We start from the raw sequence: 25,328 nt of genomic DNA on the forward strand, positions 1-25,328 counted from the left end.
CTGAATCCATTGCTGAGTGGTCCAAACCCTTACCGTCTGAGCAATGGGCGAAACCGAGTTCAGCTTTGAACGAGCAAAGCGCAAAGATCGAAAAGGCCTTTTCTCAAGGACAGGACTTCATGACGTACTTCAAGGCCAACCTCAGCAAAACCGAGGCAAAAGAATCAGCGGATAGTTCGGCATTATGAGCGTAGATATCAAACAACCCGGTGATTGGCGGGACTTGAGCAATCAGCGCCCTGTCGCTGGTGAGACCCGACGTTTTGCCACTGGCGAGGCATTGTTCTTTTCACCACTACCCATTCCTACCGGGCAGACACCAATGGACTTGGGTGGAAGCTTTCTTGAGGTCAACGATACTTATCTCGATGTCGGTAGTAGCAACTTCAATAAGGCTTTCCAGGCCAGAGTGATGATCGCAAGTGTAATGCTCTTGTTGATTGTAAGTTTGATAGTAGGACCTTTTATCGCAGGCTTGATGAGTATCGGTGATCCCTACGACCGAACATTTATATACATTTTCAAAGAGTTTTTCCCCATGGGTGCTGCCATCGGCGCTTGGGGAGCGGCAGGCGCAGCGGTTTTAGGACTGTATGCAGTGATCAGTACCACCCTCAATAAATCCAAAACCCGCCCCATCCGCTTCAATCGCCAACGCCGCGAAGTCTGTTTCTTCCCCAACAACTCCGACGAACCTGTCATCCAGCCATGGGAAGAACTGGTCGCCTGGCTCTCAGTCAGTACCGGTTCAACCGGCGAAGGCTTCATCAGCACTTACACCTTTGGCATGGCCTTCGACGATCCCAAGTCCGACACAGTCCACTTCGTAAACCAAGGCGTAGCAACACCCATCCATGGCTTGGGCGAGTGGGAAGTGATCCGCGTTTACATGGAAAAAGGACCGCAGTACTGCCCCGGCAAGGCGCCTTACGAAGGCCGCCATACCTTCGATAAAGAACGACAAGACATGCATGAGGAATACCAACACAACGAGCGCTCGGCGCTTGGCGTTGGCTGGTGGTACTTGTCCCATGTCATCACCTGGTGGCGTTTCCCTTACTGGGTTGCAGAGTGGGACCATGGCTACAGTATGAAAGCGCTGCCGGACTCGATTGCAGAATGGTCGAAACCACTGCCCCCGGAGCAATGGGCAACGCCAAGTGCCGAGTTGGTTGCACAAAGCGCCAGGATTGAAAAAGCCTTTGCTCAGGGTCAGAGCTTCATGGAGTATTTCGACGCCAGTAAGCACCCGATGCAAAAAACAAGTTAAGAAAAACGGGCGATCAAACGATCGCCCGTTTTTTATGCACGCTCAGCCAATAAACTCTCTTCAACCTCATACTTGACCACCACCCGATTCTTATAAAGCCGCACACTCTCCAACACTTGACTCTCCTGGCCCTTGCTCCTCACATCCCGCCAGATTTCATTCTCCCGAAACACCCGCCCGCCTTCACGCACAAACCGGTGTTCCCGTTGATAAACGTGATACCGAAACGCCCAGACCTGGTCACACAACAACTCCCCCTCCAACTGCTGCTCAGCCACTTTCAACTTCAACTGAAAGTGCCGATCCGTCGGGTTGTGCAACACCAGGTCGATGTAGTTGTAAAAGATCGCCGCCCCGGAACCGAATGGCAGCACGCGCCCCTCGTCAGGAAATGGGTCGAAGCTGTGATTCGATCGTTCGACCACCAGCAGCGGGGAGTGAATCGCCATCCAGTGGATCAGGTTGCTTAGTTGGCAAATCCCGCCACCGACGCCGCTGCGTGCTTCACCGAAGGACAGTTCCATGCCTTCGACGTAACCGCGTTTTCGGGTCGGTCGGCCGACCAGACGGCAGAAGGAAAAGTATTCACCGGGGCCAATGACCACGCCGTCTATTGAAGCCACGGCCAATTTCAGGTTCACGACTTTGTTGTGTTGCAGCTGTACATCGGAGTCGCCGAGTTTGCGGATCAGTTTGGAGGTGTGTTTGAGGTATCGGTACGGCAAGCGCTCAAAGGTGTCTCTCGGGCGAGCGTAACGTTTGCGGGAGAAGCGCCACGCCAGTTGGCGGAACAGTCTTTTTTGCCACACGCGCAGCCAGTAGAGGGCCGGGTGATAAAGGGAGAGAGGTTTCATCCGTGTCAGAACGGCGCCTGCCGTTTTTATCCTTTACAAGAAATGCTAGGCATCCTATCGGATTTATGCAGTGCATATTGCACTTGAAGAAGGTGTTCGCCCAGTGTAATGGCCTCGGCAATCCATGCACTGGTAAAGAGCCCTGACACTGGGCGAACGGGAGGGATTTTAATAGAAGTTGGCGGATATGTCCGTGTGCATAAACATGAAATTTGTGTACACAATGTTTAACAAAATGTCGATTGCAATATCACGCCGACAACTTTTAAACCCACCAGTTAGACCATTAAATTTGATCATTCCTATACAAGAAACTGTACAGGAATGATCAAGCTGTAGAGCCAAGACTCAACTTTAGTGTTGAGTGGTCACTTTCAATACATCGGTATACGTCACGACGACGCTCTGCCCTACTTTCAAGTCTTTCAGTTTTTTCTGAACTTCAGGCTTTTCAACGTTGATGGTTTTCGAGTGTCCGCGGGGTCCCTTGAAGGTCACCTGATTTTTCGCCAAATCAATTTTGGTGATTTGCAGTTGTACCTGCACCTGACGGAAGGCTTCACCCCCTGGGTTGGGGTCGTCTTTGGTGGCGCGGATTTCTCCGGTGCGTTCGGTAGAGCCCGGCAGGCCTTTGTCGACATCAGTGTCGAGGTAAGCGGCGACCGAGCGGATCACTTCGACAGTGACCTTATCACCGACCTTCAGGTTACCCAGATTCTTGGCCTTGTCGCTCAGTTGTACATTCACCTCACGGCCTTCAGCACCTTCAAGGACGACTTGGTGGTTAGCGGCGTCTACGGCCAGGACTTTGGTCGTGACTTGATCGGCTTCAACGACGGCAGACAATGGAATGTCCGCCGCCACGGCGCTAAAGCTGACAGTGGACAGCACGGTGGCGAGGGTGATGGCTTTAGTCAGAGCATGAAGTTTCATAAGCGGGACATTCCCTGTGGTGGATGGCTGCAGATGGCTCTGAATCGAGGTTCGGCGCCGTCTGTGCCACTGAGCATAGACGCTGTTCAGCGATTGTCCGCCGTCTCTTGCGCGGGTGGACGCGGTACGTCGGAGTATTTCGAGGCACGCGCTGTCGAGAGCTGCGGCTCAATACCCGGTCATTTCCAGATAGCCCTGCCCCGCATGACTGCCGCTCAGGCGAACGGGGCCTTCCCAGTATGGAATGCGCAAACTCATCCAGGCATTGCGATTGAGGGCATCGAGGGTGATGTCGAGGTGCTTGGCGGGGATTTTGATCGACCAGCGCACCGGCATCGAACGACCGGCGACTGTCGCGGTGTCTTGTGGTGTGAGGGTGATGTCGGCGGCGTGCAGTAACTGAGTCTGGCCCTGCGCGTCGATCCAGGTGCCGGTGAGATACGGCTCGCCGTTTTTCTGCCGCATGCGGTACAGCATGACCTGTTCGCCGCTGTCCAGGTGCAGGGAAAACCAGTCCCAACCTGTCTGATTGGCGGTCAGTGGCTGGCTGCTCCACTCGCGGTCAAGCCAGGCTGGACCGCTGACCTGATAGGCCTTGCCGTCGATATCCAACGTGCCGCTGGCCTGGAAAAACGGCTGGCTGTAGTAATACGACGCCTGGCCCTGTTCGGATTTCTGACTGAAACCCTTGTCGCCTTGGAGCACCAGAGGACGCGTGGACGTCAGCCGCAGCTGGTAGCCGAACGCCTTGTCGCGGGCACTGAGTTGAAGCTCCGCCAGAGGATCGGCGCCCTGGCTGCTGAACCGCCAGTCGTCGATCCACGCATTGAACGGGTCAAGACTCACACCCGCCTGACCAACGCCGCCCCGGGAATAGCGCTCCGCAGCATGATGCACCGTGGCAGAGGTCACCGCAGCATGCCCCAACCAGATCACCTGATTGCCCCAACCCGCCACCTCGGGCGCGGCTTTCAACGCACTGCGAAACAGCGTCCATTGCACACCGAACTCGCGGCCCTGATCGTCCTTGAGGTTAGCCGTGACGTACCACCACTCGATCCGAAAGCCATCGTGAGGACCGTGATCCGCCGGGAAGCTGAACTCCCGGCCGGGCACTACCGGTGTGAACGCGGCTGCTTCACCCCCGAGCCCGGCGAAGCCTTTTTCAACCGGCGCCGTGTCATCGCAGCCGCTCAAAAAAAGTGCCAGCAACAATGCGCCGAGCTTAATCCTCATGAGCAAACGTCCTCAGCAGGTCCGCCGGTTGCGAGCGATACAGCGCGTACAGCGGCCACGCTGACGCCAGCAAAGTCGCGAGCAGCGCCAGCCCCATCAACTGCAACAGCTGCAACGGAAAGACCCGCAACGGCAGGCGCCAGCCGAACGCCTGAACGTTGATCACCGTGTCCAGGCACCACGCCAGCGCGATGCCCAACGGCAACGCCAACATCAGTGTCAGCACCGCCAGCAGCCAGGTTTGCCCGAGGTTGAGCAGCATCAATTGCCGACGCGTCACGCCCAGCGCCCACAGGGGCGCGAGTTGTCCGAGGCGGCTCTGGCTCTGGGTCAGCAGGCTGATGAACAGCGCCACGCCCGCGACTGCGAGGGTCAGGCTGTTCAGCGCGGCAGTGGCGGCGAAGGTGCGCTCGAACACTTGCGTGGACCAGCCCTTGAGCCGGGCCTGATCGACGATGCGACTGTCATCGAGGGCGAAGCGCGCTTGCAGGGTTTGCAGGAACGGCGCAATCAACGGCGGGTCGATGCGCAGGTTGAAACGGTTCGGCGTCAGTTGCGGCCAGCCGCGCAGCAGGTGGTTGACGTTGACCAGGAGGTGACCCTTGGGGTTGCCGTAGTCGGCGTAGATCCCGACGATTCGCGGCGACCAGGGTCCCGCCGGTGTGGGAATCGTCAGGTGGTCACCCAGATGCACTTTCAACCGCCGCGCCAGTTGTTCGCTGAGCATCAAGGCGTCGTCCTTGGCCAGTCGGTCCCACGGGTTGTCACCCAAGGCCTCCAACAGCGGCCAGTGCTGGCGATAGGTCGGGTGATCGATCACGCCGAACACGTCCGCCGGCCAGCCTTGCAACTGGATCGACACCTGCCAGTTGGGCAGCACCGCGCTGAGTGAGGGTTGCTGTTTGAGCCAGCTCTGCAGTTCTCGGGCCTGGGCCGGATTTTGCGGGTTCACGTACAGCTCGGCAGTCAGGCGTTGTTCGAGCCAGTTGCTGAAGGTCTGGCGGAAACCGGCGGTCATGCTGCCGGCGCCGATGTTCGCCGCCAATGCCAACAGCAGCGCCATCAGCGCCAGGCTCAGGGCCGGCAGTTGCTGGCGGCAATCGGCGAGAAACCATTGGCCGAGCACCGAACGGCTGCGATGCAGCGTCAGGTTCAGCACGCTGTTGAGCACCACCGGCAGCGCCAGTGCGGCACCGATCAACAACGCCGCCATCAGCACAAATCCACTGGCGAGGCTGTCGCCCCGAATCAGCGCCAGCAACGCGATCACACCGGCAATCGCCGCGACCCAAGCCTGGCGCCGCAACCAGCGTGCGTGAGCCTGATGCCAGGCTTGCGGATCGGCCAGGGCCAGCAACGGCAGACGCGCCGCCCGCAACAAACTGTTGGCACCGGCCAACAACGCGCCGAACAGACTCAGGCCGACGCCACTGAGCCACCACCATGGACTGAGGCTCAACTGCCCCGCCACTTCGGCACCGTACAAACCGCGCAAACTGGCGGCGACATCCGGCAGCAGCACGCTGGCCAGCAAGTAGCCGCTGGCAACGCCGGCGAGGCCGCCGATCAGTGCCAGGCCGCCCAGTTCAACGGCGAGGCAAGCGATCAACATCCGTGCGCTGACACCACAGGCGCGCAGGGTTCGCAGCAGCCCTCGGCGTTGTTCCAGCGCCAGCCCGATGGCCGCGTGAACGATGAACAGGCCGACCACGAAAGACAGAAAACCCAAGGCATCGAGGTTCAGGTGAAAACTTTCGGTGAGGCGCGAGAGGTTGTTTTCTTCGCCGCTGCTTTTGAGTTGGAGCTGGCTTTTGAACTGATCCGGCAAGGTGGCGGTGAAATCCTTGGGCAGCAGCAGACGTGACAGTTGCTCCGGCAGCCCCAGAATCTGCTGGGCGAAGCCGATATCCACCAGCAACACGCCGGGGGACATGTCGGTTTGAACATGCAGCGGCGGCAATGTCGCCCCGTTCAACGTCAGCGGCTGCTCGCCTTCGCGCATGCCCAACGCTTGCAACGTCTGCGGCGAAATCCAGGTGCTGCCCGGCGGGCTGAAAAACCGGACGATCTGCTCGATGTCCAATGCCCGCCCGGCCACCGCCGAACCGGCCGGCAGCGACACCGGCTCGATGCCCATCAGTTGCAAGCGCTGGTCTTCATGGCCCTTGAGCGTCACCCGCCCTTGCAGCACCGGCGACACCGGCCAACCGGCGCGGCGCAGTTCGATAAACAATGCCTGAGAAAAAGTCCCGCCACCGGGTGCGCTGAGGCTGGCCTGCGGCTCACCGCCGATCAACTGACTGGCCCGCGCATAACTTTCCCGCGCCTGACTGTTGAGCGCCTGCACGCCGGTCAGCAGGCTGGTGGCCAGCCACAGCCCGGTCAGCACACTGAAAAATTGCACCGGGTGCTGCCGCCAATGGCTGAGCAGCGCCCGCAACGTCTCGCGAAAGACCTGCACCTCAGTGCTCGTCCGCGCCAGCCAGACGGCCACGGTGCAGCACCACTTTTTCAGCCAGGCGCGCGGCCACTCTCGGGCTGTGGGTGACCATCAACAACGTCGTCGGACTGTCGTCGAGCAGTTCCAGCAACAACTTCAGCACTTCATCGCTGGTGGCTTCATCGAGGCTGCCGGTGGGTTCGTCGGCCAGCAGCAGTTTAGGTTGCGATGCCAGCGCCCGGCCCAGCGCGACTCGCTGTTGCTGGCCGCCGGACAACTGCTCGGGATACCGCCGCAGCACATCGCCCAGGCCCAGACGCTTGACCAGATGCGCCTGCCAGCGCGCATCATGCCGCCCCGCCAGCCGCGCCTGGAACGCCAGATTGTCTTCCACGCGCAAACTGCCGATCAGGTTGAACTGCTGGAACACCAGGCCGATTTCGGTGCGTCGCCAGTTCGCCAGTTGCCCTTCACTCATTCGTTCAAGCTGATGTTCGCCACTGCGAATGCTGCCGCTATCGACCTTGTCCAGCCCGGCGATCAAGTGCAGCAAGGTGCTTTTGCCGCTGCCCGACTCGCCCATCAGCGCCAGGCTGCTGCCGGATTTCAGCGTCAGGTCGACACCTTGCAGCACCGACAGCGGACCTTGCGGAGTGGCGTAGCTTTTGAAAACGCCTTGGACCGAAAGCATGGGTGAACCTGTTTGAGGGGCGTGGGGCAAAGGATAGCTGCAGCGAAACTGGAGTTGGGGCAGATTTCAGGTTTGCGTTGCACGTTAGGGCCTCATCGCGAGCAGGCTCGCTCCCACATTGGATCTTCGTTGCGCCAAAGATCAAGGTGGGAGCGAGCCTGCTCGCGATAGGGGCAACTCATTTTCGGCTCAAAAACTCAGCGCTTCACCCCCACCCACGTAAAACACAACGGCAACTGCGCCTCTCGCTGCTGATACTGATCATAAATCTCCTCCCGGTTGGAGTGCGGATATTCCTTGAAGTGGCTGATCTGCAACCCCGCTTCGATGGCGCCGGTGAACATCTCGCTGAGGGTGTGGACGAACCAGTAGGACGTCGCGGCCTGCTGTTCGACTTTGCCTTCGTAGACGATCGGCTGGTCCTGCACGAAAGGTTCGCGGCGGAAGTACGAAGTGACCGGGTGAAAGGGATCGTCTGATTCGGGGTCGAACATTTCCAGGAACGGGTGGGTTTCGTACACCACCAACGCCCCGCCGGGCTTGAGGGTGCGGGCGACGTGGCGGAAGAATTCGCCAATGTCCGGCATCCAGCCCAATACGCCGATGGTGATCAGGGCCACATCGAACCGGTGGTGCAGTTCACTCGGCAGGTGATGAATGTCGGCCTCGACGAATTCAGGCGCGTGCGGCGACCGGGAAGCCAGTTCCCGCGCCTGATCGAGAAACGCCGCGGACTGGTCAACGCCGACGACGCTGCGGGCACCGAGCGCAAACAGTGAAAGACTTTCGCGGCCGTTGTTGCAGCCCAGTTGCACCACGTCCTTGCCGTCGACCCCGACCTGCTCCAGCACGCCGCGCAACGTGTCGTCGATGCAGCAGAAATCGCCCAGTGCCACGGCCTTCAACAGTGACGGCCATTCGGGATTGTCTTTGTGGTGTCGGGCGGAGTCATTCCACGCATCGCGGTTGCTGGCGATGGCTTTTTCTTTGGTCAGCATTTCCATTGCACGCTCCAGAACTCGGGTTTATCAGACCGGCCCGAGTCTAGATCAGTGTTTTTGAAAAACCCATGTAGCGTTTGTTGGAATGTTGTAAGCCGGCAACGCCCCCGTACGGCAGCTATAGTTAATGGCCTTGGGGAATTGCGGGACAACCGATTTCGCAGGTGCTGCCATGAAACACACCGATTTGATGCTGTTGCTCATCTTCTGCCTGACCGCCACCACGGGGGTTCACGCGGATGACAACCTGACACCGCCGTCCGGGTACAGCAGCGAGTTCAACTATTACGGCGAAAACCAGCCGTTCGCCCACCCCGTTCCGCCGACGCTGAGCACGGTGCCACCGCGCTCGTACATTCCCACGGCGCCGCAGGATTTCATCCCGATCTCCAGCGAGCACGTGTTCTCCGATTCACGGTTGCCGACCGTCGCGGATGCCACCGTCCGGGTGTTCATCCGCTCCTATGACCCGGAACTCGGCGTCTACGTCAACGAAGAAGTCGTCGACCCGACCTGCTTGCTGGCCTGCCTCAGTCGACAGGGCCAGGCGACGCCCGTCTACCACTGACGCTTGTCCGGGCGGGCGAGGCCGAGTTTTTCGATCCGGTAACGCAGCATGTCGCGGCTCAAACCCAGCAGGCGCGCGGACTTGGTGACGTTCCAGTCGGTCTTGTCGAGCATCTTGCGCACCATGTCGCGCTCGACCTCCGGCAGGTTCATCGACTCGCTGCCGTTGTACGCCGGGCGCACTTCGTTATGGGGCGTCTCGGGCATCGCCACCGGCTCGTCCACCAGGCTCAGGCAGACGTTCAACTGGTGCGCGGCGATGGTGTCGTACTGGGCCAGCAGCACGGTTTGTTCGAGCATGTTGCGCAACTCGCGCACGTTGCCCGGCCAGCTGTAGCTCATGAGCAATTCTTCGGCCTGTTCGCTGAAATGCAGGTTCGGTTTGCCATAGCGTTTGCCGTGGATGGCGAGGAAGTGCCGGGCCAGCAACAGGACGTCTTCGCCACGGGTATACAGGCGCGGCACCTTGATCGAAATGATGCGCAAACGGAAGAACAGGTCACGGCGGAACTTGCCCTGCTGGACCATTTGTTCGAGGTTGCAATTGGTTGCGCTGATCACCCGCAAATCGACCTTGCGCTCCTTCACCGAACCGACCCGGCGAATGGTCCGGTCTTCCAGCAGCTTCAGCAGTTTGGCTTGCAGCAGCAGGTCCATTTCCCCGACTTCATCGAGAAACAAGGTGCCGCCATCCGCCGCTTCCACAAGGCCGACGCGACGGTCCTTGGCGTCGGTGAATGCCCCCTTCTCGTGGCCGAACAGCTCCGACTCCACGAGGTTGGAGGGAATCGACGCGCAGTTGAATTCAATGAACGGGCCCTTGCTGCGCGGGCCGTCGAAGTGCAGCGCGCGGGCCACCAGTTCCTTGCCGGTGCCCGTCTCGCCTTCCACCAGCACCGGCGGCAAATCGGCGTTGGCCATCCGGCGCTCGGCGTCGAGCAACTGGCCGATGGTGTTTTTCAGGAAGACCATCGGCCCCGATTCACCGATCAACGCCTGCACCCCCGACTTCTGCGCTTCGCGTTCCTGATAGAACGACAGCGTGCGCTCCATCCGCTCGGTGGCCAGGGCCTTGTCCAGCAACAGCTTGAGTTCCGGCAGCGCCACCGGTTTGGTGACGTAATGGAACGCGCCTTCTTTCATCGCCACCACGGCGTCTTCGACATTGCCGTAGCCGGTCATCATGATCACTTTCAGGTCCGGCGCGCTGATACGCAGCTTCTGGATCAGATCGTGACCGCTCATGCCCGGCAACGAGTTGTCGGTCAGTACGACGTCCGGGGCAAACGTGTTCATTTGCTTCAGCGCATCTTCAGCCGAGTGGCAGACCGTCACCTCGAAGTCTTTGCGTTCCAGGTAGGTCTGAAGATTCCCGGCGAGGATTTCGTCATCCTCGACCAGCAGAATGCTGTACCCCATATTCCCCTCCCGTTGCCACTTTGAAGTTCAGACAAACGCGGGTTCCTTCCTGCTCTTGGCTGGTCAGTTCGACCGAACCTTCAAAACGCTCCATTATTCTTTTGACCAGGGCTAGGCCCACACCCAACCCGCCTTGCTTGGTGGTGAAAAACGGTTTGAAAACCATTTGTTGCTGCTGTTTGGTCATGCCCTTGCCGGTATCGCTCAGGGTCATGCGCAAGAGTCCGGACTGCGGCGACTCGATATCGATGCTCAGCACGCCGCCCTTGGGCATGGCTTCCAGGGCATTGGCGAACAGGCTATTGAGAATTTGCGTGAGCAGCACCTGTTGGCTGACGACCGGTGGGCAAACCTGCGGTGTGAACCGGACTTCGACACCGGAGCGCTTGATCAGCGCGTCAAAGGCACTCAGGGTGTCGTCGATGGCCAGCACCAGGTCTACGGTTTCGTAGTCGTCATTCACCGGCCGCAACGACACCAGCAACTCGCGAACCCAACGCGACATGCGATCGACCTGGTTGATGATGTCGCCGATGTTCTTCTGCGCGCTCTGACTGGCGATTTCCTGGGCCAGTTCGGCGCTGGAGCGAATGTTCGCCAGCGGGTTGCGCAAACTGTGGGCCACGGCCGAAGACATTTCCCCCAGCGCGACGAAGGTTTCGTTGGCAATCAGCTGTTTCTGCTGACTCTCGATCAGCTTCGCCGCACGCCGCACAATCCAGAACAGCCCCAAGTAGATGGCGGCACCACCGAGCACGGTGGCCAGCCAGATGGCCTTGAAACCGCGCTGGATACGTTCAACCAGATCAGTCGGCTCCTTGTAGACCTCGACCATGGCGATGACTTTGCTTTTGTCGGCGTTGAACATCGGAATGTAGTTTTCAACGAACAGGTACTGGGGCTCGTGCAACAGTTTTTGTTCGGGACGTTCTTCATCGACTTCGTGGTAGCTGGTGGAAACGGGCTCCTTCATTTCGAAAGATTCGTCCAGTTCATCGTCGTCTTCGATGCGTACGCCGATCAGCTCCGGGTTGGTCGACCAGACCACAGTGCGATCCTGGGCATACACCGTAGCCAACAGCAGGTCCGGCAGGTTCGCCACATGATCGAGAAACTCGATGCGTGCCGCAGCACGTGCGCCCGGATTCACGTCGGGATGGGCGTTATCCAGGCGAGAATCGAGCATTTCGCCCATGGTTCTTTCCGGGGAAATCGATGCGTGGCGGATTTCGGCAGCACCGATGGCCTGGATAAATTGCGCGGTCAGCATGGAATCGCGCTCGATGCTCTCCTCCACCACGAAACGGGTGGAGATGTACCCCAGCCCCGCCGCCACGGCGGCAATGATCAAAAAACTGGCAAAGGAAAACCAGCGCAGCAGATTGAACTCGCCACGCCAGCTCGTGCATTCCCCCGCCGGAAGGTTCGACGGAGCAGGTACTTTTTGTTGTTCGAGTATCTGCATGGTGGGTCCTGAATTCGGTACTGGCTTGAAGCCTATTCAGTGGCGTTTCGCATCAGTGTAGGTGTCATTGATCGAGTCGGCGGTTCAATGATAGTAATTCGCCGCTATGGCACCTGCGCCGCTTGCAACGATTGCTGACGATCGGTTTCCTCCTGCAAAAATTCAATGATGGACTGCGCCGCTTTCTCATCCAGGCGCAGGTTTGGCATCGGGATTTTGTCGAAGCGTTGAAACAGCTCCAGCGCAATCGGGTCTTTTTCGGCCAGCATGCGATCCGGTTCGCGGATCCAGCGATTGAGCCAGGCGGGATCGCGCACGCGGGTTACGCCGATCAGGTCCGGGCCGATGGCGCGCATGCCGATGCCCTGCCCGTCTTGCGGCCCGAGGCTGTGGCACGAGGCGCAACGGGTGCGAAACAACTCTTCGCCGTTGCTCGGCGGGCGGATCTCGGGCGCATCGGCATAATTTTCTTCAACACTGGGTTGCTTCCAGTTCTGCAAGGTATTGGCCAACTGATCGGCGAGGATCCATGGGTTCTCGAACGGTGAGGCTTTCATCCAGCGACCGGTGGCCTGGTTGCCGACGATCAGGCTCAGGTTGTGGTCCTTGCTGCGACCGTTGTCGACGCCCTCGATGAACAGCCCGAGCTTTTTGCGCAGGTCGGTGACGGCCTCGAACTCCCCGGTGAGGAACTGCCAGCCCGGTCCGACTTTGAAGCGCTGCGCGTAGGCCTTGAGCACCTCGGGTGTATCGCTCAAAGGATCGATGCTGATCGAGTAGAAAAAAATGTCCTGGCCGACCCGGGGCCCCAATAACTGCTGCACCTGGCGCAGGCGCGCGGTTTCCAGCGGGCAGGAATCGCTGCACGTGGTGAAGATGAAGTTGATCACCACCACTTTGCCTTTGATCATGTCATCGAAAAAACGCACCTGCCGACCGTCCTGGTCGGTCAGCAAGGTGTTGGGAAAGTAATCGCGCCCCCAGGGTGTCGCCGAATCCGTCGGCGACGGCGACAGTGCGCCTTCATGAGCGAGCAGCACCTGGCTGGCCAGCAGAAACGTCACCAGTACCAGAATCAGGTGCATACCCAGTGCGCGGGAGCGCGGCGTGTGCAGTGTCATGTCGGCTCCCCTGCGGATCATGGCTTGATCACCACTTGTGGGCCGTAGCCATCGCCGGTGCGGAAGGTTGGCAGTGCAGCAGAGTTCACGTAGCGCACGCCATCCCAACTCGGCAGCGGAACCGGCATCAATTGCAGTTGCCCCGGTTTCTCAACGTCCCAACGCAGCAACATGGAGTTGTCCTCATGTTGAGTGTTGTGGCAGTGCTCCATGTACGTCCCGGCAAATTCGCGGAAGTGGATCGCAATCTCGACGCTGTCCAGGCCGTCCTTTTCCGGACCGATGCGGTACACGTCCTTACGTGCCCATTTTTCCCATTCCGGTGGTAGCTTGCCGCCGCGACTGAGGATGATCCCCTCCTCGAAGTGCACGTGAACCGGGTGGCTCCAGCCCTCGCCGCCGAGCTTGATGTTCCACACTTCCAGCGTACCGAAGCCCGTGGCGCCGGCATCGGTCGGACCGGAGGCCAGTTTGGTCGAGACGTTCAGCCGACGAGGGTCCATTCTGAAACCGAAACCGCCGTCGGTCTTGATTGTCCACGGCGCCGAATCGGTGCCGTCGGAACGACCGAAGGTGAAGGTGCGATGACGGGCCTTGGCCAGCAGCGCCTTGTCGGCCACATTATCGCGGTGAATTTTCAGCGGGATCATCACCAGGCCTTCAGCCTTGCCCGGTTTGGCCGGCTCATAGGCCGCCGGGTCCATGGCCAGGTCCTGACCGGTATAGGCCTTGACGTTGAATTGCAACACTTTGCCTATCGCCGGATCACCATCCTCCCACTTCGGCCCCTTGCTGGATTGCCTGATGACGGCCTTGTACTTCTCGGACAGCACGTCAGCCAGGGCGACGGGTTCTTCCGGGCCCTTGCCGTCTTCGTGCACCAGCAGGTTGACGAAGAACAGCTTGTCGCCCGCCTTGACCCCGTTTTTCGAGAAGTTGACGATGATGTCGAAGCGTTCGGCGATGCCCATGGTTGGCAGGATCGCGTTGTGATTTTGAGTATCGCCGTCGGCATCCAGGTCCATGGTGCCGTCGAACGGCACGGCGTGTTCCATGATATTGCCGTCGTTGGCAATCATGTGGAACGGCACGCGGGCGTACGACAAGCCTGACCCGACAGGCCCTGGGAACTCGCCGCCGGTGCCCTTGATTTCGCGCACCAGCGCCAGTTTGAAGTAGCGCGATACCGAGCCATTGAGCATGCGGAACCGATAGCTGCGGGCGCGCACATCCAGGACCGGTTTCCACTGCCAGTTGACCAGCACCTGATCACCGAGGAAGCCGTCGGTATTGAACGGGTTAAACCACAGTTGACCGTTCTTGTCCCACGCTTTATCGGCAAACAGCAGGTTGACGTCGTAGTCGCGGTTGCCCCAAGGCAAGGCGTTGCCACTGGGTAAACGCAGGTTGACGCCGTCATTCACCGCTTCATTGCCACGGTCCAGGGCGCTGTAGTAGTTCATCATCGCAGCGTTGCCCTTGTAGACGTTCTGCGCGGTGAAATCGAGCATGTGGTCGTGAAACCAGTGGGTGCTCATGGTTTCGCGCCAGTCGCCACGGATCTTGATCGTGCCGTTGTCGCAGGTCTTGCGGCTGGGGATGAGGTCGTTGGTCCACAGGGTTTCGCCCGGCGAGCACGGAAAAGCTGCACGTGGGTCCTCAGCCTTGGTGTTGATGCTGTCGTAGCCGGCCAACTGGATCGGCCAGCGGTAGTCGTAGAATTGCCCGGGGAAGAAAAATGCGTTGGCATAACCGTCGCTTTCCGCCGGTTGGTGACCGTTGTGTTCGTGGGTGCTGAGGGTGTGCAGACCAAAACCCATGTTCGCCGACGGGTCGATCGGCAAGGCGTTGTAATGGCGCATCAGCACGGGTTGTCCGTAACGCACCATGAGCAATTTTGGCGGCAAGGTGCCGTCGAAGGTCCAGACCGATTTGTGGTTCTGCACCGGCATTTTCGGGTGAAAACGCGCATCGACGCCTTTGGCGGTGCCTACGGTCGTCGGCAGGCCAGCCACATTGTAATAGAGGCCACCGGGGCCAAACTCGCCCATGGCATAGCGGTGCATCTGACGACTGTCACGCAACCCGGTATTCACCCGTGCGCCGGATTGCACAGTCTTGTAGGCGATCTGCGGGTAAAACTCGTTCCAGCGCTGGTGCGACCAGCCTTTTCCTGGTGGACGGCCTTCAGCCGACGAACCGATACGCCGGTTGAGGAAAAATTCGATCTGCTTCTGCCAAGGGTTGCGGTCGACCACGTTGGAATAATGGCTGGGGAACGGGGTCAGTCCGGGTTGCCGCATGAAAGCGTCGAGCGCCGCACTCGGCGGAGCGCTGCGAGCGACACTGGTGGGATCCTGTTGCGGCAGCGGGCCGATGGCGGCCGGTGGAAACGGCAACTGCGCCGCCGGGGTGGTGGGGTCGAGTTTTTCCGGACCGAACTCTTCGAACAGCACCAGTTGCTGAGTGAACGGCAGAGCACCGTACAACGGGCTGGGTTTGCCGTTGGTAGGGTAATTGAAGCTGGTCTGTATCGCCGGCGGAAGGACGTTTTCCTTGAGCGGGGTCTCTCGGGTACCTTTGACGCCAGCCGGCAAGTCGAAGGCATCCAGGTTGGCGGGGGGCATGGTCAAAATGGCGTTCAAGGCACCTGCTTTGTCAGCCGGCTCGTCGTGATACGCCGAAGGATCGGACGGTCCCGGCTGCCCCTCGTCGTCGATCGGGCTGGCGCGCAGGCTCGTTGTACTGAGCGTCATGGCCACAAAGACGCTCAGGGGCGTCAGGAGACCAAACCATTTGCAGGGGTGCAGCGCTTTTCTGTCCATCACCAGCCGCCTCGAAGTCGTGAAGGGGGTAATGGGGGTTTTGCAAGGAGCTCGCCAGACTTACAACAGCCTATACAAACGCACTAATGTTCGTGGAAACAATGGCTTATCAACATCAATGTGCCACGCCCCAAAAAACGACTGGGGAATGACACCCGCAACCGGGGAAAGTTCGTCCCCATTTCAGGGACTGCGTTGGAACGATAGGCGAACACTTGTGCCCTCGCCCTCGCGACTGTCCAGGCTCACCGTACCGCCGCAGCGCTCCATAATCCGCTTGACCAGTACGAGCCCGACGCCGAGCCCGCCTTGCTTGGTGGTGAAAAACGGCCGGAAAGCCATGCTGCGCTGCTCCTCGCTCATGCCTCTGCCGGTATCGCTCACCACCACGCTGACGTCTCGGGCATCCGGCTCCAGAATGACGGTGAGCGTGCCGCCCTGGTCCATGGCCTCCAGCGCGTTGGCCAGCAGACGGTTGAGTATCTGCGTCAACTGCATCTGCTGGCTCAGGACCATAGGCGTGTCCTTCGGCTCGAACACCACATGAACGCAGGCCTTGGCGATCTGCTGCTCGAAGGCCATGAGGCTGTCGTGCACCGCCGCCACCAGGTTCACCGGTTCCGGTTCATCGGTGAGCGGGCGCAAGGATTGCAGCAATTCCCTGACCCACGTCGACATGCGATCGACCTGACCGATGATGTCGTTGATGTTTTGGTGCGCCGGGCCATTGTCGAACTCCAGCGCCAGTTCGGCACTGGAGCGAATGGTCGCCAACGGGTTACGCAAACTGTGGGCCACCGCCGATGACATCTCGCCCAGGGCGACAAAGGTTTCGTTGGTGATCAATTGTTTTTGCTGCGCCGCCAACAGGATCGCCGCACGCCGCACGATCCAGTACAGCCCCAGATAAATCAGCCCGCCGCCCAGTGCGGTGGCCAGCCATATCAGCACCAGACCGCGCTCCATGCGGCTGATCAGGTCCTCGGGTTCCTTGTAGATCTCGACCATCGCCGTGACGTGCTCGCCGTCGGCATCGAACAGCGGAACGTAGTTTTCGATGAAGATGAATTCCGGCGGCGTGACGAACTTTTGCTCCATGCGTGACTTGTCGACGTCGTGATAACTGGCCGACACAGCCGTCCTGGAGACGAATGCGCGCTCAAGGTCTTCGTCGGCATGGATCGTGGTGCCCATCAATGCCGGGTTGGTCGACCAGATCACCATGCGGTCGGGGGCGTAGATGTTGGCAAGGATCACGTCAGGCAAGTGCTCGATGTGGTCGAGAAATTCGCCCCGGGCGTTGGCGCGGGCCATCGGGTCTACGTCGGGGAAATCCTTGTCTTTGCGCGGGTCCAGCAGCTCGCCCATGCTGCGCACATTGGGAATCGAGACGTGGCGCACCTCGGTCAAGGCAATCGTCTGAATGAACTGTGAGGTCAGCAATGCATCGCGTTGCACGCTCTCGGTAATCACAAATCGCGTGGACACAGCCCCCAGCGCCACCGCCACCGTACCAATCACCGCCATGCTGATGAGGGAAAACCAGCGCAGCAGATTGAACGGTTGCTTTCGCGAGCTCAAGCGCACATCGCCCTCTTCGGACTGGAGCGTTTGTGTGGGCATGTTCATGGGCGTACTTCCCGGCGATTCCCCCCATTGGTTATAGCCCACGGTCAGGCATTTGCCCGGTATTGGGTGTTGACGTGACGCCCCCCTGTTGGATCCATCACTCGATACACGCGTAACCGTTCGGCAACCACAAATGCCGTGGCTTTGACTTTGCGCCCTGGCACGAGCACAGTCTGGCGCTACATGAGGATGGAGCCTCAGTGAGGCTTAAGGAGAATGCCATGTTTCCGACCAACGTCTGGCTTGCCTACACGGCCGCGTGCTTGCTGTTGGTAATCGCACCAGGCCCGGACAATCTGCTGGCCGTTGGCCGTGGACTCAGTCAGGGCAGGATTGCCGCTATCGTCTCGGGCATGGCCTCCGGGGCGGGAATTCTCTTTCATGTGGCAGCCGCTTCGCTGGGGCTGACGTTGCTTATGCAGACGTCTGCCGTTGCGTTCTGGGTCGTCAAGCTGATCGGTGCCGGTTATTTACTGTGGCTTGGCATAAAAGTGCTGCGCTCTCGTAGCCTGATCAGCTTCCAGCCAGCGGCCCGGCAATCACTGCCGAGCATTTTCCTCACGGGATTCCTCTCGGCAGCGCTCAATCCGAAGCCCGGTTTTTTCGTCCTTGCGTTCATCCCGCAGTTCGTCGACCCACAACGCGGCTCGGTGAGTGTGCAGATGCTGGTGTACGGCATCTGGTTCGCCGCACTTACGGCAGTGGGATTCGCACTTATGGGCGTATTTGCCACGGCGCTGTCCGGTTTTTTGCGTCAGAGGCCACGGCTGATAAATGGCCTGAACGTAGGGGCAGGACTCACCTTCGTTGCTTCGGGCGTATCGATAGCGGCGCTCAGTCAAAAATAGGGTCCGTGTAGGCACGCGCGGGGCCGCCAACCCTGAAGAGATATCCGATGTTTTCCGCGATGTTTAGCAATGCCTGCTTATGTTTAACGACGCTTGTTTAAAAACACTTTGTGTTACTTCGCGCAGGCTACAACGCCTTGCGCCATTGCCTACGCTTGCGCCAGAATCCGCCGGCTTGTGCGCCTTGATCTTGGGCTTTATCGTTTTCCGGTCGCTGAAAATCAGTGATCGGGTTTGGTAGCCCGAGCTGCATAAGGTGCATTGCATCGCCATTTGAGACTTCTGGTCTCGCATTTATGGTGGTCATGCACAGGGCGCCTTCGGGCGCGCCGGTTTCCTTGTGCCCGGTCTACCAACCTGCGTATGGCCACCACCCCTCGTTTGGTAGCGAGGGTGATGGCTCCTTGTTGTTAGCATAAGGAGTTTTATTTATGTTCAAAGTAACGCCCAATCCACCGGACACCGATCCGGCATCGCCGCAAGACAATCCCGATTCAGAAGCACATCGCGAAGCTGTCAATCGCGCCCTCGATTTCTACTTCAACCCTGCCGCCCAGAACGCTCACATCAAAGCCACTCCGCGAACACCCACCACCCTGTTTATCGTCAACCCGGAGCTCGATACCGAAACCCTGCTGGCCCATGCTTGTGAATCCCTGGCATCGGCCAATGTCATGGCGACGGACCTGGCGGATCAACTGGACGGGACATGCCGCAACTCCCTGCTGGGGATTGCGCAAGTCATCATGCTGGGCGAGTTGGCGGTGAATCGGGCGCTGGATCAATTAGCCCCCACCGAGTAGCGACTGCGTCCAGCTGTCTGTAGGAGCAAGCTTGCTCGCGATGGATTCACGATCGCCGCGCTTATCCAGATAACACGCGTCTTCGTTAGCGCCCATCGCGAGCAAGCTTGCGCCTACAGGTTTCCCGCCCTCCCCGGTATCCCCATCGCCCCCCAATGCTGGGGACAGTCGCCCGTTGGTTCGTCCGGCATCCAGGCAACGCTTAATAGCGAAACGCTGTAATGCCGGGCCTCTGCCGGCCGTTTCCAATGATTGGTACGGAAGTTGCCGACTCCCCCGTCAACTGACCCACCCCCCAAGGGGCAGGTCTCTGATAGAGGGAATACTCATGCACCCTTTACTGTCCAAAACCACGATCGCCCTGGTCGTGTCCGCTCTGGCCCAAGGCGTCGCCCAGGCTGCGCTGTTTGCTGTCGACCCCGGCCCCTATGTTCCCGCCAACGGTAACTTCGCTTCCTGGTATCAGGACACCCACGGTCGAACCCTCGACTTGTGCCTGTCCAAGGCCGTCAGCTCCAGGGTTCCGGTTGCTCCCGGCGCACCGGCCTACATGTGCCTTTTGAATCCGAACCCCGGCATTTTCGATGACACTCAACCCATCGTTTTCCCGACCAACTTCCCCGACGAAGCGTTCTGGTTCACCGGCGACGGATCCATCGTCGATGCCGCACGGGGCATCGACCTGACCTATGTCAGCGCCGTTGAAGCCGCATTCAGTGGTGGCGACCCGCTGGAAGGCGACCAGGTCAGTTTTGGCCGTATCCGTATTCGGGTCGACGTGCCCACTGCCGGCACCTATGTCATCACCCACCCTTACGGCGTCGATGTCTTCAACGTCGATACCCCCGGGCGCCGCGCGATCAACATGACCCGGGACATCGGCATCGGCTCGCCGAAAACCTACGACGGTGCGCTCAAAGCGGACATCGGCCCCTTCCTGCGCAGCCTCAACGGCCCCTACACCGAGAACAACCCGGTCACCGGTTCGACCGACACGTTCGTCGGCGATCCGAACCTGGAAGAGGCTTTCACCGGCAGCCCTTTCAATACCAACTACATCCGCATTGAAGGGCCTAACGGACTGGACTTGCGCACGACGGTGATGGCCATTTCCGGCAAGTTATCGACGCTCGCTCGCCCCACTCCGATCATTGCCGAACGCAGCACCTATTCGCGCACAGCCGGTGCCAGCGCCCCGGTGGCCCAACAGGATGTTTTCGTCATGGCCCCGCCACCACCGGCCACGGTGAAACTGGACAGCAACACCCCGGTGCTGAACCTGACCGAGGCCAACACCACCGGCCACTGGTACGCCCAGTCAGCCACCAACCCGACGTTGCCGAGCAGCTTGCTGGTGACGGCCGACAACCATCTGGCCATCCCGACCAGCACGCCAACCTCCTTGTCCATGCCGCTGACCGACCTGGTGGTGATTTCACGGGCCGAGTACAGCCTGAGCAGCGGGCAAATCACGGTAGTGGCCTCGACCAGCGATGAAACATCGCCACCGATTCTTACCGCCACCTCCGGCACGGGTGTCGCCATCGGCGCCCTCAGTGGCAGCGGCGCAGAGAAATCCCTGTCGACCGGCATCTCGCCGATTCCACCGGCCAAGGTTCAGGTGACGTCATCCAATGGCGGCAGCGATACCGAAGAAGTGGTCATCGTGCAATGAACGCTCTCATGCCCAGATCCGCATCAGGAGGCATCATGAACAAGTGGCCACGCTTCGCGCTCAAGGCGCTCGGGCTGACTCTTTCGCTGTCCGGCAGTGCGTTCGCGCAACTCACTGCCGTCGATACCGGCCCCTACACTTTCGCCACGGGGAAATTCCCCATGTGGTATCAGGACAGCAACTTGCTGTCGCTGGAACTGTGCCAGTCACGGGCTACCAGCACGCGGGCTCCGGGTGCTCCTGGCGCCCCCGCCTATATGTGTATCCTGAATCCGGAGCCCGGCATTTTCGACGACACCCTGCCGATGGTGTTCCCGGATAACTGGCCACCAGAAGCGTTCTGGTTCCTCGCCGAGACCAGCATCAATGATGTTGGAGGTTATGGCGTGGATGCCTACGTGGCCGGGGTCGAAGCGGCATTCACTGCGGAAAACCCTGTCGACGGCGATCAGGCCAGCTTCGCGCGGATTCGCCTGCGGGTGAACATTCCTGTCGCGGGCACCTACACCATCACTCACCCGTACGGCGTGGAAACAGTCAACGTCACCACACCGGGCCGCCGGGCGATCAACATCACCCGCGACATCGGCATCGGTGCACCGGGCAACTTCGCCGGGGCACTCAACGGGGAGGTCGGGCCATTTCTGCGCAGCGTCAATGGGCCGTACACCGAAGTGAATCCGGACACCGGCGCCATCGAGACATTCGTGGGTGATCCTAACCTCAGCGAAGCGGTCACCGGCAGCCCGTTCAACAATAACTTCCTGCGTGTCCAGGGTCCGGCCGGGACCATTCAGACCAACCTCTTTACCGTGTCCGGCAAAGTCCTCGACAGCCGTGCGCAAACCCCTGTGGAAATCGGCCGCGCCACTTACCGCCGCCTCCCGACAGGTCCGGGCACGAGCAGTACCCGGGTCGAAGTCTTCGGCAAATCGGCCATCAGTTCTAGCCTGTGCTTCCGTGAAACCGTGCCTCTGGTTCCCGGACCACCGCAATCGCCCTGCCTGGTCACCATGCTCGGCAACAACACCGGCCAGTTCTTCGGCCATCGTCTGACAGGCAGCACGGTACCTCCGGTGGTGGTGGTCACCGCGACCGACCCGAGTGGCACCAACCGGCCAACGGCGGTGTCGAGCAAAGTCACCGACATCGTGAAAATCCAGACCGCACGCTACAACTGGAGTAATCACAGCCTGCTGATCGAAGCCACCTCGTCAGACGAAGTCGTGGTGCCGGACATGGTCGCTCAGGGCTTCGGACGGCTGACGAAAACCGGCACCTTGCAACGCCTGACCGTTGCCGATCTGTCGCAGCCACCGGCCACTGTCACGATCAAATCCGCAGCCGGCGGCAACGACACCGAACCTGTGGTGGTGATCGGCACACAACCGAACAGCGGTGAAAACCAGGCGCCGCTGGCCGTTGCCGACACCGGCAGCACCAGCTTCGGGGTGCCGATCACCCTCAACCTGCTGGCCAACGACAGCGACCCGGACGGCAACACGCCATTGAGCATTGTCGCACTGACCTCACCGGCCGCCGGGCAAGGCAGCGTGACGATGAGCGGCACGACCGCCGTGGTCTACACACCGCCCGCCGTAGTCACTGTGCCGATGACCACGACCTTCACCTACAAGGCTCAAGACATCAAAGGCCTGGCCTCGGCCACTCCGGCGACCGTGACCATCACCGTGGCACCTAATCGGCCACCGGTGGCCGTCGCCGACAGCGTCGCGACCCTGGGCGTGGCGATACCGATCAGTGTGCTGGCCAACGACACCGATCCGGAAGGCAACGTGCCGCTGGCGGTCGCCAGCTTCACGCAACCACCGAACGGTCGCGGCAGTGTCAGCAGCAACGGTACGGTGATCACATACACCCCACCGGCCAACTTCACCACGGCGTTCACCACGACCTTCACCTACTTCGCCCGGGACAGCTTCGGCGCCCAGTCGACGGCACCGGCGACGGTCACCGTGCAAGTCTCGCCACGGCCACCGGCAGAAACCTTCACGGTGACCACGGCAACGGTGTCGGCACGCTCCAACAACCGCTTCACCTGGGACTTCGCGGGCACCTCATCGGTGACCACCGGCAACGTCGTCACCATCCGGGTGAGCACCCCGACCGGGTTGGCAACCCTGGGCACCGCCACGGTGGCGGTGACCGGTCGCTGGCGGCTGACGGTGAACAACACCACCACGGTGATTCCATCGGCGAACCCGACGGCCACCATCACCTCGTCCCAAGGCACCGTGCGCACCGTGACGGTGATCTCCAACTGAGCCTTGGCCCCATCGGTCACGTGGCCGATGGGGCTGGCCTCTTGCGAAAGGACAGTCTCATGAAAACGTCGACCGCCGCCCTGCTCTGCCTGCTTCTGCTCTGCAGCAGCGCGGGCGTGCGCGCCGACGATCTGATGGAGAACGATGACTTGGGCCCCGGCACCGACCTCGGCGAGTTGCCACCGCCGATTGGCCAGCACGCGCTGATCGACCAGAACGGTCAGGCCAATGTGGCGCTGCTGCAACAGAACGGCCAGTCGCTGCTCGGCACCATCGTCCAGTCGGGGAGCAATCAGGAAGCCTACATCCTGCAACAAGGCAGCGACCTGATGGCAATGATCACTCAGCAAGGTTCCGGCAACTCGGCCTCGATCACCCAGACCGGCAGCCAGAACCGCGCGCAGATAGCCCAGAACGGCAATAACAACGACGCCAGCATCGACCAGGCCGGCACGGGACTTTCCAGCGCCGTGACCCAATCGGGAAACGGCATGAGCGTTTCAGTCAAACAATACCGCTAAAGCACCGCACCACATGGAGGTTTCATCATGTTCAAACTGACGCCCCTCACCGCCGCGATCCTGGTCATTGCCAGTGCCCAGGCGTTGGCCAACGACAGCATTTCCACCCAGGACCAGGTCGGCACCGCCAACATCGCCAATGTGAAACAGACCAAGGCCCCCTACAGCACCGCCACCCAGCAGCAACTCGGCGAGGGTAACGATGCGGCTGCGGTGCAGGACTCGGCCACCAGCACCATCGACCAGAACCAGGTCGGTGAATACAACGCCGGTTACGCCGAGCAATTGTATGAAGACAACAGCACCATCACCCAGAAACAGACCGGCAGCTTCAACACCAGCCATGCCAGTCAATCGATCGGTGCGGGCGGCGGCGAAGTGCTGCAACAGCAGGAAGGCAGCGGTAACTTTTCGTTCGTCTATCAGGACAGCCAGGAGGGTACTTCCGGTCAAACTTTCCAGTACGGCGACAGCAATGAAGCCAACATCGAACAGATCCAGCCCGGTATCGGCAACATGGCGGTGATCATCCAGTACGGCACCACCAACTACGCCACCGCCGAACAGATCAACCACATGGGCGGCCAGATCGACATCAACCAGACCGGCGCCAACAACTATGCCTACGGCGACCAGCGCAACGGCGACGGCGGCAACCTGACCATCAACCAGAACGGCGACGGCAACGGCACCGAGATCTGGCAAGACGGGCAAGCGGGCAGCACGGCCACCGTCGACCAGATGGGCGAGACCAACGAAACCGTGGTCGACCAGAGCTTCGGCGAAAACAACACCGCCCAGGTCTTCCAGGTCGGCAACCTCAACGCGATCTACGCCGACCAGTTCGAGTCCACCGGCTCGACCCTGGCGCTGTACCAGACGGGTACGGGCAACGTGCACTTCACCTATCAGTCCGGCGAAGGCCATTCGCTCACCGCGACTTCGGTGGGTAGCGACAACAAGGTCTACGCCAGCAACTGGAAAGGCCCGCAAAAAGGTGGCCAGTTCGGCAGCAACCAGAGCGCAACCATCACTCAGAACGGCAAGGAAAACATTGCCAACTTCACCCAGGACGGCGTCGGCCACGTCATGACCACCAGCCAGACCGGCATGGGCAACAAAACCATCGTCAGCCAGGCGGAGAACTACAACGAGCTGTACTTCGATCAGAACGGCACCGACAACATGCTCATCGCCGACCAGCGCGGCACCACCAACCTGGTCGAGGGCAGCAGTAACGGCATGAACAACCGTAGTGAATTCGACCAGTCCGGCACCGGCAACCTGGCCTCTACCAGCCAGTGGGGCAACGATAACAAGATCACTCTGAAACAGACCGACAGCATGAACGTGGCGTATGTGACCCAGAGCGGGATCGGGAACATTGCCAATGTTGATCAGAGCGGCGTGACGCAGATGGCGACCATTCAACAGGTGGGTATGGATAACCAGGCGACGGTGTTGCAGCAGTAATTGCGGAGGTATAAAAAACCGCGGCCCTTTCCTTTGTGAGTGCTGCGGTTTTTTATCGCCTGCTCTCTTTGTAGGAGCCGGCTTACTGGCGATGGCGGCCTGATAGCCCACCATTTTCTCTCGGGCGTACATATCCATTTCTGCGGTGATGGCTGCTATTGGTTCCGCTCTTAAGGCGGGTCACTTGGAAAAGCGCCAAGTAACCAAGCGCTCTTGCCCCTTTCGTTCGGTGCCTCGCTAATGCTCGGCATGCCCTCGCTCCGGTCCTGCTC

The 25,328-nt window shown here is 60.1% G+C and carries 20 protein-coding genes and 1 pseudogene; 9 read left to right on the forward strand and 12 right to left on the reverse strand.

Annotation, left to right across the window (positions count from 1 at the left end; translation table 11 throughout):
- Positions 1-188: pseudogene (locus PMI32_RS30805) on the forward strand (DUF6708 domain-containing protein); the annotation flags it as partial.
- The gene (locus PMI32_RS03435; RefSeq protein WP_338010008.1) at positions 185-1,270 is read left to right on the forward strand and encodes a DUF6708 domain-containing protein; all 1,086 of its coding nucleotides are present in this window, start codon (positions 185-187) and stop codon (positions 1,268-1,270) included. The pseudogene PMI32_RS30805 and the gene PMI32_RS03435, both read left to right, overlap by 4 nt.
- Positions 1,271-1,302: 32 nt before the next feature.
- Here PMI32_RS03435 and PMI32_RS03430 read toward each other — a convergent pair whose 3' ends face one another.
- The 6 genes from PMI32_RS03430 to PMI32_RS03405 all read right to left on the reverse strand — a co-directional run bounded on the left by PMI32_RS03430 (position 1,303) and on the right by PMI32_RS03405 (position 8,428).
- The gene (locus PMI32_RS03430; RefSeq protein WP_008034140.1) at positions 1,303-2,124 is read right to left on the reverse strand and encodes a VanW family protein; all 822 of its coding nucleotides are present in this window, start codon (positions 2,122-2,124) and stop codon (positions 1,303-1,305) included.
- A gap of 354 nt (positions 2,125-2,478) precedes the next feature.
- Positions 2,479-3,057 (reverse strand): hypothetical protein, encoded by a 579-nt coding sequence (locus tag PMI32_RS03425; protein ID WP_008034141.1) that lies wholly within the window; start codon positions 3,055-3,057, stop codon positions 2,479-2,481.
- Between the two features lie 168 nt (positions 3,058-3,225).
- Positions 3,226-4,293, reverse strand: a complete 1,068-nt coding sequence (locus PMI32_RS03420; protein ID WP_008034144.1) for a lipocalin-like domain-containing protein — start codon at positions 4,291-4,293, stop codon at positions 3,226-3,228.
- A complete protein-coding gene (locus PMI32_RS03415; RefSeq protein WP_008034146.1) occupies positions 4,283-6,754 on the reverse strand; it encodes an ABC transporter permease in 2,472 nt (823 codons plus the stop codon). Before PMI32_RS03415 ends, PMI32_RS03420 begins: the two co-directional genes overlap by 11 nt.
- A gap of 1 nt (position 6,755) precedes the next feature.
- Complete coding sequence (locus PMI32_RS03410; protein ID WP_008034147.1) at positions 6,756-7,424, reverse strand: ABC transporter ATP-binding protein; 669 nt, start codon at positions 7,422-7,424, stop codon at positions 6,756-6,758.
- Between the two features lie 197 nt (positions 7,425-7,621).
- The gene (locus tag PMI32_RS03405; RefSeq protein WP_008034149.1) at positions 7,622-8,428 is read right to left on the reverse strand and encodes a class I SAM-dependent methyltransferase; all 807 of its coding nucleotides are present in this window, start codon (positions 8,426-8,428) and stop codon (positions 7,622-7,624) included.
- Between the two features lie 169 nt (positions 8,429-8,597).
- Here PMI32_RS03405 and PMI32_RS03400 point away from each other — a divergent pair, with 169 nt between their 5' ends.
- Positions 8,598-8,993, forward strand: a complete 396-nt coding sequence (locus PMI32_RS03400) for a hypothetical protein (protein ID WP_008034150.1) — start codon at positions 8,598-8,600, stop codon at positions 8,991-8,993.
- On the opposite strand, the gene PMI32_RS03395 is transcribed toward PMI32_RS03400, so the two are convergent.
- The 5 genes from PMI32_RS03395 to PMI32_RS03375 all read right to left on the reverse strand — a co-directional run bounded on the left by PMI32_RS03395 (position 8,984) and on the right by PMI32_RS03375 (position 17,451).
- The gene (locus PMI32_RS03395; protein ID WP_008034153.1) at positions 8,984-10,411 is read right to left on the reverse strand and encodes a sigma-54-dependent transcriptional regulator; all 1,428 of its coding nucleotides are present in this window, start codon (positions 10,409-10,411) and stop codon (positions 8,984-8,986) included. The genes PMI32_RS03400 and PMI32_RS03395 overlap by 10 nt on opposite strands.
- The gene (locus PMI32_RS03390) at positions 10,380-11,876 is read right to left on the reverse strand and encodes a sensor histidine kinase (protein WP_008034155.1); all 1,497 of its coding nucleotides are present in this window, start codon (positions 11,874-11,876) and stop codon (positions 10,380-10,382) included. Before PMI32_RS03390 ends, PMI32_RS03395 begins: the two co-directional genes overlap by 32 nt.
- A 104-nt stretch (positions 11,877-11,980) precedes the next feature.
- Positions 11,981-12,997, reverse strand: coding sequence for an SCO family protein (locus PMI32_RS03385; RefSeq protein WP_008034157.1), 1,017 nt, complete (start codon positions 12,995-12,997; stop codon positions 11,981-11,983).
- Positions 12,998-13,014: 17 nt separating this feature from the next.
- A complete protein-coding gene (locus tag PMI32_RS03380; RefSeq protein ID WP_008034158.1) occupies positions 13,015-15,822 on the reverse strand; it encodes a multicopper oxidase domain-containing protein in 2,808 nt (935 codons plus the stop codon).
- A 183-nt stretch (positions 15,823-16,005) separates the two neighbouring features.
- On the reverse strand, positions 16,006-17,451 hold the full coding sequence (locus PMI32_RS03375) for a sensor histidine kinase (RefSeq protein WP_008034160.1): 1,446 nt from the start codon (positions 17,449-17,451) through the stop codon (positions 16,006-16,008).
- A gap of 221 nt (positions 17,452-17,672) precedes the next feature.
- Between PMI32_RS03375 and PMI32_RS03370 the strand changes: the two genes are divergently transcribed.
- The gene (locus tag PMI32_RS03370) at positions 17,673-18,299 is read left to right on the forward strand and encodes a LysE family translocator (RefSeq protein ID WP_008034163.1); all 627 of its coding nucleotides are present in this window, start codon (positions 17,673-17,675) and stop codon (positions 18,297-18,299) included.
- 127 nt (positions 18,300-18,426) lie between these two features.
- Here the strand turns inward: PMI32_RS03370 and PMI32_RS30365 are convergent, their stop codons facing one another.
- Entirely contained in the window at positions 18,427-18,606 is a 180-nt protein-coding gene (locus PMI32_RS30365) for a hypothetical protein (protein WP_157214381.1), read from the reverse strand.
- A gap of 124 nt (positions 18,607-18,730) precedes the next feature.
- Here PMI32_RS30365 and PMI32_RS03365 point away from each other — a divergent pair, with 124 nt between their 5' ends.
- The 5 genes from PMI32_RS03365 (at position 18,731) to PMI32_RS03345 (ending at position 25,056) form a co-directional block, all read left to right on the forward strand.
- Positions 18,731-19,102, forward strand: a complete 372-nt coding sequence (locus tag PMI32_RS03365) for a DUF6124 family protein (protein ID WP_008034164.1) — start codon at positions 18,731-18,733, stop codon at positions 19,100-19,102.
- A gap of 328 nt (positions 19,103-19,430) precedes the next feature.
- Positions 19,431-20,777 (forward strand): hypothetical protein, encoded by a 1,347-nt coding sequence (locus PMI32_RS03360; RefSeq protein WP_008034165.1) that lies wholly within the window; start codon positions 19,431-19,433, stop codon positions 20,775-20,777.
- A 35-nt stretch (positions 20,778-20,812) separates the two neighbouring features.
- Entirely contained in the window at positions 20,813-23,062 is a 2,250-nt protein-coding gene (locus PMI32_RS03355) for an Ig-like domain-containing protein (RefSeq protein WP_008034166.1), read from the forward strand.
- A gap of 59 nt (positions 23,063-23,121) precedes the next feature.
- Positions 23,122-23,583: a curlin gene (locus PMI32_RS03350; protein WP_008034167.1), complete on the forward strand. Its 462-nt coding sequence runs from the start codon at positions 23,122-23,124 to the stop codon at positions 23,581-23,583.
- A 27-nt stretch (positions 23,584-23,610) separates the two neighbouring features.
- On the forward strand, positions 23,611-25,056 hold the full coding sequence (locus tag PMI32_RS03345) for a curlin (protein WP_008034169.1): 1,446 nt from the start codon (positions 23,611-23,613) through the stop codon (positions 25,054-25,056).
- Positions 25,057-25,328 lie beyond the last annotated feature (272 nt).

The organism is Pseudomonas sp. GM60 (assembly GCF_000282415.1).
In the GTDB taxonomy this organism is placed as follows: Bacteria; Pseudomonadota; Gammaproteobacteria; order Pseudomonadales; family Pseudomonadaceae; genus Aquipseudomonas; species Aquipseudomonas migulae.

Coding starts and splice junctions, on each gene's coding strand:
- PMI32_RS03435 (WP_338010008.1), top strand. CDS start 185: ATGAGCGTAGATATCAAACAACCCGGTGATTGGCGGGACTTGAGCAAT.
- PMI32_RS03430 (WP_008034140.1), bottom strand. CDS start 2,124: ATGAAACCTCTCTCCCTTTATCACCCGGCCCTCTACTGGCTGCGCGTG.
- PMI32_RS03425 (WP_008034141.1), bottom strand. CDS start 3,057: ATGAAACTTCATGCTCTGACTAAAGCCATCACCCTCGCCACCGTGCTG.
- PMI32_RS03420 (WP_008034144.1), bottom strand. CDS start 4,293: ATGAGGATTAAGCTCGGCGCATTGTTGCTGGCACTTTTTTTGAGCGGC.
- PMI32_RS03410 (WP_008034147.1), bottom strand. CDS start 7,424: ATGCTTTCGGTCCAAGGCGTTTTCAAAAGCTACGCCACTCCGCAAGGT.
- PMI32_RS03405 (WP_008034149.1), bottom strand. CDS start 8,428: ATGGAAATGCTGACCAAAGAAAAAGCCATCGCCAGCAACCGCGATGCG.
- PMI32_RS03400 (WP_008034150.1), top strand. CDS start 8,598: ATGAAACACACCGATTTGATGCTGTTGCTCATCTTCTGCCTGACCGCC.
- PMI32_RS03395 (WP_008034153.1), bottom strand. CDS start 10,411: ATGGGGTACAGCATTCTGCTGGTCGAGGATGACGAAATCCTCGCCGGG.
- PMI32_RS03390 (WP_008034155.1), bottom strand. CDS start 11,876: ATGCAGATACTCGAACAACAAAAAGTACCTGCTCCGTCGAACCTTCCG.
- PMI32_RS03385 (WP_008034157.1), bottom strand. CDS start 12,997: ATGACACTGCACACGCCGCGCTCCCGCGCACTGGGTATGCACCTGATT.
- PMI32_RS03380 (WP_008034158.1), bottom strand. CDS start 15,822: ATGGACAGAAAAGCGCTGCACCCCTGCAAATGGTTTGGTCTCCTGACG.
- PMI32_RS03375 (WP_008034160.1), bottom strand. CDS start 17,451: ATGAACATGCCCACACAAACGCTCCAGTCCGAAGAGGGCGATGTGCGC.
- PMI32_RS03370 (WP_008034163.1), top strand. CDS start 17,673: ATGTTTCCGACCAACGTCTGGCTTGCCTACACGGCCGCGTGCTTGCTG.
- PMI32_RS30365 (WP_157214381.1), bottom strand. CDS start 18,606: ATGACCACCATAAATGCGAGACCAGAAGTCTCAAATGGCGATGCAATG.
- PMI32_RS03365 (WP_008034164.1), top strand. CDS start 18,731: ATGTTCAAAGTAACGCCCAATCCACCGGACACCGATCCGGCATCGCCG.
- PMI32_RS03360 (WP_008034165.1), top strand. CDS start 19,431: ATGCACCCTTTACTGTCCAAAACCACGATCGCCCTGGTCGTGTCCGCT.
- PMI32_RS03355 (WP_008034166.1), top strand. CDS start 20,813: ATGAACAAGTGGCCACGCTTCGCGCTCAAGGCGCTCGGGCTGACTCTT.
- PMI32_RS03350 (WP_008034167.1), top strand. CDS start 23,122: ATGAAAACGTCGACCGCCGCCCTGCTCTGCCTGCTTCTGCTCTGCAGC.
- PMI32_RS03345 (WP_008034169.1), top strand. CDS start 23,611: ATGTTCAAACTGACGCCCCTCACCGCCGCGATCCTGGTCATTGCCAGT.